Source organism: Phenylobacterium sp. (assembly GCF_030645195.1).
Taxonomy (GTDB): Bacteria; Pseudomonadota; Alphaproteobacteria; order Caulobacterales; family Caulobacteraceae; genus Phenylobacterium.
Genome location: NZ_JAUSLW010000184.1, coordinates 1 through 8,456 on the forward strand (window position 1 = coordinate 1; position 8,456 = coordinate 8,456).

Genomic DNA, 8,456 nt, shown 5'->3' on the forward strand with positions numbered 1-8,456 from the left:
CAGTATCCGGACCCCAGCACGGGGGCGGTGATCACCCCGATCTACGCCACCTCCACCTACGCCCAGTCGAGCCCGGGGGTGCACCAGGGGTTCGAGTACAGCCGCAGCCAGAACCCGACCCGGTTCGCCTTCGAGCGGGCCGTGGCGGACCTGGAGAGCGGGGCCAAGGGCTACGCCTTCGCCTCGGGGCTGGCGGCCATCGCCACCCTGCTGGAGGTGCTGGACGCCGGGGACCACGTCATCGCCAGCGACGACCTCTATGGGGGATCGTTTCGGCTGTTCGACAAGGTGCGCAAGCGCTCGGCGGGGCTGGCGTTCAGCTTCGTGGACCTGAGCGACCTGGCCGCGGTGGAGGCGGCGATCTTGCCCAACACCCGGCTGCTCTGGGTGGAGACTCCCACCAATCCCCTGCTGCGGCTGGCGGACCTGGAGGCCCTGGCGGCGCTGGCCAAGCGGCGCGGGATCATCGCGGCGGCGGACAACACCTTCGCCAGCCCGGCGATCCAGCGGCCGTTGGAGTTCGGCTTCGACGTGGTGATGCACTCGACCACCAAGTACCTCAGCGGCCATTCCGACATCGTGGGCGGTTGCCTGGTGGTGGGGGAGGACGAGGATCTGCTTGAAAAGCTTAGCTTCCTGCAGAACGCGGTGGGGGCGGTGGCCTCGCCCTTCGACAGCTTCCTGGCGCACCGGGGTGTGAAGACCCTGGGCTTGAGAATGGAGCGGCACTGCGCCAACGCCCTGAAGATCGCCACCTGGCTGGAGGGCCGGAAGGGGATCGAACAGGTGATCTATCCGGGGCTGGCCAGCCACCCGCAGCACGACCTGGCGAGGCGCCAGATGACCGGCGGGTTCGGGGGGATGATGTCGGTGGTCGTGGATGGAGGACTCGAGGCTTCGCGAAAAGTGCTGGAAAGGACCCGGCTGTTCACCCTGGCCGAGAGCCTGGGCGGGGTTGAGAGCCTGATCGAGCACCCCGCGATCATGACCCACGCCTCCATCCCGGCCGACACGCGCCGACGTTTGGGCATCCATGACGGACTGATCCGGCTGTCCGTGGGGATCGAGGACGCCGCAGACCTGGTCGCCGACCTGGATCAGGCGCTGGGCTAGCGGCCGCGCCACCCGGCCGACATTGGCCGACAAGTGGCCGTCGAGGTGTCGCGCGCCTAGTCCGCCGGCTGGAGGTGCTCGGCGATGCGTTGGAGCAGGGCCGCGGCGCCGATGGGTTTGGAGACGAAATCGTTCATGCCGGCCTCGCGGCACTTGGTGACCTCGTCGGGGGAGGCCGCGGTGACGGCGATGATGGGGATGGCGGCGACGGGGCCAGGAAGGGCGCGGATCGCCCGGGTGGCCTCCAGGCCATCCATCCGGGGCATGTGAACATCCATCAGCACCAGGTCGAAGCGGCCGGTCTTCACCGCCTCGACGGCGGCCACCCCGTCCTCGGCGAACTCGAAGCGCAGGCCCGCGCCCTCCAGGACGATGGCGGCCACCCGGCGGTTCAGGGGATGGTCCTCGGCGACCAGGATCAGCGGGTCGCCGGGCGCGGGCTCTTCGCCAGGATCCCGGGCCGCGCCTGTCGGCGGCGGCGTGGCGATCGCGTCCGTGACCTCGAAGGGAATCTCGCAGACGATGCGGGCCCCGCCCTCCGGTGCGTTCTCCGCCCAGATACGGCCGCCCATCAGGGTGACCAGCTCGCGGCAGATGGCCAGGCCCAGGCCCGTGCCGCCGTGCTTGCGGGTCGTGCCGGTGTCGGCCTGGATGAAGGGCTCGAACAGGCGCTCGCGCTGGTCTTCCTCGATGCCGGGGCCGCTGTCGGTGACCTCGAAGCGCAGGTTCGAACCGCGGCCGATGCGACGGGCCACCAGGGTGACCTGCCCGCGATCGGTGAACTTGATGGCGTTGTTGACCAGGTTGGAGAGCACCTGGCGCAGGCGCCCTGAGTCCCCCAGCAGGGTGGCGGGCAGGCGGCTGAGGGTGACCTTCAGGCCGATCCCCTTGGCCTCGGCGGCGAAGCGCCAGACCTCGCCCACGGCGGCGACCGCCTGCGCCGGCGAGAAGGGGCGCGGGTCCAGCATCAGGGCGCCGGCCTCGACCTTGGCCAGGTCCAGCACCTCGTTGAGGATCGACAGCAGGCCCTGGCCGGAGGAGCGGATGATGTTGACCAGCTCCAGGTCGTCCTGCGCCAGGGCGCGGCGCGACAGGGCTTCGGCGACGGCCAGGATGCCGTTCAGGGGCGTGCGCAGCTCGTGGCTCATGGTGGCGACGAATCGCGACTTGGCCTGGTTGGCGACCTCGGCCGTGCGGCGGGCGGCCTCGGTCTCGCGGGCCAGGGCCTGGAGGGCCGCCTTCTGGGCCTCCAGGCCGGCGCTGAGGGTTTCCAGTTCGAGGATCTTGCCCCGCAGGTCGGCGTTGGCGGTCCTCAGGGCCTCGTCCACCTGCAGGCGCTTGGTGATGTCGCGGCAGGCGCCGATGAACATCCGCTCGCCCCCGATCACCGCCTCGCCGATGGAGAGCTCGATGGGGACGATATGGCCCAGCCGGTGGCGCAGGGGCAGGGCGCGGGGGCCGACATTGAGGATGCCGCTGACCCCGCTTTCCAGATAGCGCTCGATCTGGCCCTGGTGGGTGCTGTGATAGGGCTCGTCCATCAGGACCTGGATATCCCGGCCCACCAGTTCGGCCTCGGTCCAGCCCGTCAGCTTGGCGGCCGCCTCGTTAGCGCCCTCGATGACCCCGTCGGTGCGGATCACGATCATGGCGTCGGCGGCATGGGTGAGGATGGCGCGCAGCCGGTCCTCCAGGGCCCGTAGCCGGGTGATCCCCTCCTGCCGCGCGGTGACGTCGTGGACGATCAGCGCCAGGCCGCGCTGGCGGCCGTCGATGCGGCGGGGGAGGAAGGAGACGCGCAGGATGCGGTCCTCGCCCGCGGCCGCGGACAGCTTGGTCATGCCGGGCCGGCCGGCCAGGGCGGCCTCCACCAGGGGGGCGATCGCCGTGGCGTCGGCGTCGCTGAACAGGTCCCGCAGGCGGGCGCCGGCGCCGCACGGCAGCTCGGCGTCGGTCCCCTCGCGGGTGACGCTGGAGGCCGAGACCAGCAACAGGTGTTCGTCGAAGCCGAGAACCAGCAGGGAGAAGGGGTGGCGGAAGAAGGTGGTCGCCGGCGCGTGGGCCAGGGCCTCGCGAACCCGAGCCTGGGCAGCCTCGGTCGCGGCTTTCTGATCAGGCATTGTCGAATCGCCCCCCAATTCCGCAGCTTCAAGCCAAGCCGGTGTGTCGGGAATCCTACCCATGGCCTGGCCATCAGGCCTGAAACCCCGAAAAGTCTGCGTAGATCAAGGCGCGGCGGGGCCGTAAGGCTGACTGGCTAGCCGCTCGGCCAGGTGACGACGGGGGGTAAAAGACCCTAGTTGCAGTCTGGTCTTTCGTTCCGCCCTCGGGCGTCTGGAGATATCCGCACCCGATGCGCGCCGTGATCGTCAGCAGTCAGCCGCTCTGTCGAGACGCCCTGGCCGCCATCGCGGGTGACGATCTGGCCGCCGCCGAGGTGGTGACGGTCGCCGACCTGCCGGACGTCGAGCGCAATCTGAAGCCGGACCTCATCCTGCTGGACCTGCCGGGCGACGTCGATCCGGCGCGCTGGATCGCGCGCGGGGCGCAGATCGCGGCGGGGTATCGCATCCTGGTGGTCCCCAAGCGCGATCTGGCCCTGGCGCGGCTCGCCCACGCCCACGGCTACAAGGGGCTGCTGCCCAAGAGCTCGGAACGCCCGCTCATGGCCGCGGCCATGCGGCTGGTCCTGGCCGGCGGCGAATACTTCCCCTGTTTCGAGGAACTGGCGGCCAAGCCCGAGCCGCGGCCCGAGACCGGGGTCGAGCGCCTGTCGAACCGCCAGCGCGAGGTGCTGGCCGAGATCGAGGTCGGGCGCACCAACAAGGAGATCGCCAAGAAGCTGGGCATCTCCATCGCCACGGTGAAGCTGCACGTCCAGGCCATCCTGGCCGCCACCGGCGCCCGCAACCGCACCGAGGCGGTGAGCCGGCTGAAGCTGGCGGGGTAGGGGGGCTCTCGGCCCCGGCCGTGGGCTGGGCTCCTGGGGGAAGGGCGGGGACCGCCGATCTCGACCGGGCTCGACGGCCGCTAGGCTCGTTGCTGACCTTCAGTAGGTCAGCTTCAGGCTCAGCTTGGACCTGTCGCCTACCCGCAACTCTCTCGATCGAATTGGCAGCCATCAACCCAGACCGTGGCAACCTCCGGCGGCCCGGGGGCGGCCCGGGGGCGGCCCGGGGGCGCTCCGGGGCTGCGCCGGGGTAAGGTCCGCTTCCGGCACCCAACTCATGGTCCGCTTTTGGCGCGAAGGAGTCGCCCCCTCCGCCGTGAGTTGGCAGCCTGAACGTGGCTCGCAGCACATTGGAGCCCTGCTGGACCGCCCGTTAGCTGATAGCGAAGGCGATCAGGTGGGCTCCGGAACGCGCTCCGGATGCAGCCTAAACCCGAGCGCTCCAGCCACCTTCAAGACAGTGCCAAACTCTGGATGTCCCTCGGCGCTGAGCGCCTTGTAAAGCGCCTGACGCGATAGCCCGGTCTCTTCCGCCAGTTGCGACATCCCCTTGGCGCGCGCGACGACCCCCAGGGCATGGGTGATGAAGGACGGATCGCCGGATTCGAAGGCGTCCTCCAGGAACGCTTCGATAGCTTCGGGCGTGTCCAGAACTGCGGCTGCGTCAAAGCGGCTCGTCTTCAGGGGCATCAGATCACGTCTCCAATTTCCCGAGCCATCGCCTTGGCTCGTTTAATATCCCGATCCTGCGATGCCTTGTCGCCACCGCAGAGTAGGATGACGAGGACTTCGCCTCGTCGCACAAGGTAGGCCCGATAGCCGGGTCCATAGTGGATCCGGAGTTCGGAGACGCCTTCGCCGACCGGCTCAGCATCGCCGAAGTTTCCAAGATCGAGCCGCGCGAGGCGAGCCGCGATCTTGGCGGCCGCCCTGCGGTCGCGCAGCGTCTCAAGCCACGCCCGAAACGCCTCGGTCTGGCGCACCTCGATCATGCGTCAACTATAGGCGACACGGAGGCGTTCCCGTCAAGGGATTGTCTCATATAAGCGACAGCGTCTGGCGGCCGAATCCGAGCTTGGCCAGGCTCACCAGGCCGCCTGCTGGCCGCAAGCGTCCGCTTCCGGGCGCCGCCCCCCCTACGGCCCCTCGTCGTTGGGGATGTTGAGGAGCTGGCCGCAGGCCTTGCAGTGGACGGCGTCGAGGTCGTGGCGCAGCAGGCCGCAGGTGGGGCAGGGGAACAGCACCTTGCGCGGCCGCAGCAGGGCCTGGGCCAGGCGCACGAAGAGGGTGAAGCCCGACAGCATGATCAGGATGGAGATCAGCTTGCCCGAGACGCCCGGCAGGGTGACGTCGCCGAACCCGGTGGTGGTGACGGTGCTGACGGTGAAATAGAGGGCGTCGACATAGCCGTTGATGTGCGGATGCTGCCGCGCATAGAGGGCGTAGACGACGCCGGTGACGATGAAGAGGTAGGTCACCAGGGTGGCGAGCGCCTTGGTGGTCTCCTCCCAGCGGGTGTTGTCGTAGCGCCGGGCGACCGTCTCCCAGAAGAAATCGCTGTGGAACAGGGACCACAGCCGCAGCACCCGCAGGAAGGCGAAATTGGCCAGCCAGAGCGGGAACAGCAGGGTGATCAGCACCACCACGTCCACCCAGAAACTCGACCGGCGCAGCCAGCGCGACAGGTCCGGCGCGGCCAGGGCGCGGGCGGCCAGGTCGACGAGCACGACGACGGCGATGGCGTAGTCGATGGCCAGGTAGATCGGCCGGTCGCGGACCATTGGGGTGGCGATGAAGAAGCCGATCAGCAGCAGGTCCAGGACGATGACGCCGAGCCGGAAGCGGATGGCCGCGCGGCTCTCGCCGTAGAAGAGCGCGCGCAGCCGTAGCCGCAGGCGTTGGAAGGCCGGGGTCGGGTCGTGAGGCTTCGCCAAGTCGTGGGTCTTTGGGGCCATGCCCCATCAAACGCGCGAAGCGGCCTGTGTCATGTAATTCTGTTTCATCCTTCCCCGACCTGGGGACGGCGGAACGCCGGACGGGTGGGGAATACCGGCCAGATTCCCCCACCCGGATCGCTTCGCGATCTGTCCCTCCCCATGAAGGGGAGGGAGGGGGCGCTACGGCGTGTCCAGGGCCACGACCTGCGCCGGGGCCAGGTCGACGGCGTCGGCGGGGTCGCCCTCCGGCGCGACCGCCAGCGCCCGGCGTGGGGCGGCCTCGGGGCCGCAGCCGCCGCGTTGCCCCAGGCCCTTGAGATAGGCGCGGCGGATGGCGCCGGCGAGCGCCGCCTCCTGGGCCTTGCGGGCGTGGGACTCGGCGCCGGTGACGGTGCGCAGGACGCCGCGATAGGGGATCCAGCTGACCGCCAGGCGGCGGACCGCGCCGGCGGCGGCGCGGGTCACCATCGTGCGCCTGGTGGTCCTGACGGCGTCGGCGTCGAGGTCGGGGCCCAGGGCCAGGTCGAGGCCGGCGATCTCGCCGGCCATGGCCGCGCAGCTGTCGTCGGCGTCCAGGGCGTAGGGATCGTCGACGGCCTTGCGCAGGCTGTCGGGGATCTGGGTCTGGTTGATGTTGAAGTCGGCGAGCGGCTGGCCCATGGCCGAGACGAAGGCGTTGGGCGCGGGCGGAACGGCCTGCGTCCCGAGGTCGGCGGCGTGCGCACACGGTGCGAACACCCCCAGGGCTGACGTCATGGCCGCGCCCGCGAGCCAGTGTCTTGGGGCGCTCAGTGGATGTCCCATCTGCGCTTCCTCCGGATACGCACTCTAGGGGCGTAGGCTTTCCGGAGCTTTAAGCGCGGGAAGCTGAGATCAGGCGATCCGCCGTCCGTCCAGGGTCGCCAGGCGCAGGCGGGGGGTTTCCTCATTGGCGGGGCCCATGCCGCGGATGTCGCGGACGGCGAAGGGCAGGGCCGGCAGGCCGCGCAGGCGGGCCACCATGCCCAGCGGCTGGTAGAGGCCCAGGAACCGGTCGGGCGAGCCGTTGGCGCCGGCCAGGGGGGCGAACAACACCTCCATGGGGAGGCTGGGCCCCTCGGTGAGCACCTCGACGGTGGCCACGATGGGCTCGGGGCGCCGCCAGGCGGTCTCCAGCGCGGTGTGCAGGTTGAAGCGGTCGCGCTCGCGCACGAGGGAGAGGCCGTTCTGCCGGCGCAGGTCGCGCTGGTGCAGTTCGGAGACGAAGCCGCCGGCCAGGCGCACGGGATAGACGCCCGAACGGGTGCGCCCAAGGATGAAGACCTGGGCGATGACCTCGGAGAAATCGGCCGGGCTGATGGCGCTGCGCAGCGGCAGACGGCCGTCGCCGCCGCGGCCACGCCAATAGTCTATCAACCGTTCTGTATTTGAATGGAACACCGACATCCCGATGCGACCCCGTTCGCGGCCCTTCGTGACCGCATGGGGCTTGCAGAAAGATGCGGACCAGTCGCCCGGCGTCTCCATACGGGACGTTTCGGGCCGGCGGGCAGGGACGCGGCGCGCTGTGCGGCGCGGTTCTTGCATGCTTAACGGCGGCCTTAGAGGAGGGGCTGTTCCATGACGATGCGTTCGACCCTGCTGGGCCTGCTGCTCGGATTTGGACTGCTGTTCCTGGGGAGCGCCACGCCCGACGTGGCGCTCGCCCAATGCTGCACGCCGCCGCCGGTGTGCTGCGAGCCGCCGCCGCCGCCCTGCTGCGTGGCGCCGCCCACCCCGCCGTGCTGCACCCCGCCGCCGGCCCCGCCGCCGCCGACGCCGCCCTGCTGCGACAACGGCCAGCGCACCAATATCCACGTCAATGTCTCCAGCGTGAACGTCGCCATCGCCAACGCCGCCTCCAGCGCGGGCTCCAGCGCCGGCGCGGGGTCTGGGGCCGGCGCGGGCGCCGGTTCGGTCACCTATTACGGCGGCGGCGGCGGGGGCGGCGGCTATTCGCCCCCGATGTCCACCGGCATGATCTCCGGCCTCAACATCGACGCCGGCAAGCGGATGAAGCGCACGGCCTACCAGGCCACCCGCACCAAGACCCGCCGGGTGGTGATCCAGGCCTTCTGCATCGACGACCGCGAGATCCCGCACCCGGCCAGCCAGGTGAGCCCCGACCGCGACATCGACGACGCCTATGAGGGCGAGCTCTATCGCTGCCTCGCCGGGACCTTCCTGTCGGCGACCATCGCCGAATATGAGGGCCAGGTGGACTTCTCCGGCGGCAAGACCCTGGTCTGCCGCAAGGGCGACGCCCTGGTCCACCTGCCCGGCGGCAAGGTGGAGTGCCGGCCCCAGAAGCCCGGCCGCGACTGCAACGAACGCTCCCTGCTTCGCCGCTTCGGGGCCGGGATCAAGATCCTGACCATGGTGATGACCGAGACCTACACCGCCTATCGCGAGGAGGAGGAGCGCTCCGAGACCAGCGT

General features: G+C 70.1%; 9 protein-coding genes. 3 read left to right on the plus strand and 6 right to left on the minus strand.

Annotation, left to right across the window (positions count from 1 at the left end; genetic code table 11):
• The coding region (locus tag Q7T09_RS15495; protein ID WP_304700880.1) for a PLP-dependent aspartate aminotransferase family protein at positions 1-1,113 on the plus strand (1,113 nt) is incomplete at its 5' end.
• A 56-nt stretch (positions 1,114-1,169) separates the two neighbouring features.
• On the opposite strand, the gene Q7T09_RS15500 is transcribed toward Q7T09_RS15495, so the two are convergent.
• On the minus strand, positions 1,170-3,233 hold the full coding sequence (locus tag Q7T09_RS15500; protein WP_304700881.1) for an ATP-binding protein: 2,064 nt from the start codon (positions 3,231-3,233) through the stop codon (positions 1,170-1,172).
• A 233-nt stretch (positions 3,234-3,466) separates the two neighbouring features.
• Here Q7T09_RS15500 and Q7T09_RS15505 point away from each other — a divergent pair, with 233 nt between their 5' ends.
• The gene (locus Q7T09_RS15505) at positions 3,467-4,063 is read left to right on the plus strand and encodes a response regulator transcription factor (protein ID WP_304700882.1); all 597 of its coding nucleotides are present in this window, start codon (positions 3,467-3,469) and stop codon (positions 4,061-4,063) included.
• Positions 4,064-4,456: 393 nt separating this feature from the next.
• Here Q7T09_RS15505 and Q7T09_RS15510 read toward each other — a convergent pair whose 3' ends face one another.
• The 5 genes from Q7T09_RS15510 to Q7T09_RS15530 form a co-directional block, all read right to left on the minus strand.
• A complete protein-coding gene (locus Q7T09_RS15510; RefSeq protein ID WP_304700888.1) occupies positions 4,457-4,753 on the minus strand; it encodes an addiction module antidote protein in 297 nt (98 codons plus the stop codon).
• The gene (locus Q7T09_RS15515; RefSeq protein WP_304700890.1) at positions 4,753-5,055 is read right to left on the minus strand and encodes a type II toxin-antitoxin system RelE/ParE family toxin; all 303 of its coding nucleotides are present in this window, start codon (positions 5,053-5,055) and stop codon (positions 4,753-4,755) included. Before Q7T09_RS15515 ends, Q7T09_RS15510 begins: the two co-directional genes overlap by 1 nt.
• Before the next feature lie 144 nt (positions 5,056-5,199).
• A complete protein-coding gene (locus tag Q7T09_RS15520; RefSeq protein ID WP_304700891.1) occupies positions 5,200-5,997 on the minus strand; it encodes a potassium channel family protein in 798 nt (265 codons plus the stop codon).
• Positions 5,998-6,180: 183 nt separating this feature from the next.
• Positions 6,181-6,756, minus strand: a complete 576-nt coding sequence (locus Q7T09_RS15525; protein ID WP_304700892.1) for a hypothetical protein — start codon at positions 6,754-6,756, stop codon at positions 6,181-6,183.
• Positions 6,757-6,873: 117 nt separating this feature from the next.
• Entirely contained in the window at positions 6,874-7,425 is a 552-nt protein-coding gene (locus tag Q7T09_RS15530) for a PAS domain-containing protein (RefSeq protein WP_304700894.1), read from the minus strand.
• A 174-nt stretch (positions 7,426-7,599) separates the two neighbouring features.
• Between Q7T09_RS15530 and Q7T09_RS15535 the strand changes: the two genes are divergently transcribed.
• A partial coding sequence (locus Q7T09_RS15535) for a hypothetical protein (protein WP_304700895.1) occupies positions 7,600-8,456 on the plus strand: 857 nt, incomplete at its 3' end.

Excerpts from the sequence above, each read along its gene's own strand:
- Q7T09_RS15500 (WP_304700881.1), bottom strand. The coding sequence starts at position 3,233 with ATGCCTGATCAGAAAGCCGCGACCGAGGCTGCCCAGGCTCGGGTTCGC.
- Q7T09_RS15505 (WP_304700882.1), top strand. The coding sequence starts at position 3,467 with ATGCGCGCCGTGATCGTCAGCAGTCAGCCGCTCTGTCGAGACGCCCTG.
- Q7T09_RS15510 (WP_304700888.1), bottom strand. The coding sequence starts at position 4,753 with ATGCCCCTGAAGACGAGCCGCTTTGACGCAGCCGCAGTTCTGGACACG.
- Q7T09_RS15515 (WP_304700890.1), bottom strand. The coding sequence starts at position 5,055 with ATGATCGAGGTGCGCCAGACCGAGGCGTTTCGGGCGTGGCTTGAGACG.
- Q7T09_RS15525 (WP_304700892.1), bottom strand. The coding sequence starts at position 6,756 with ATGACGTCAGCCCTGGGGGTGTTCGCACCGTGTGCGCACGCCGCCGAC.
- Q7T09_RS15530 (WP_304700894.1), bottom strand. The coding sequence starts at position 7,425 with ATGTCGGTGTTCCATTCAAATACAGAACGGTTGATAGACTATTGGCGT.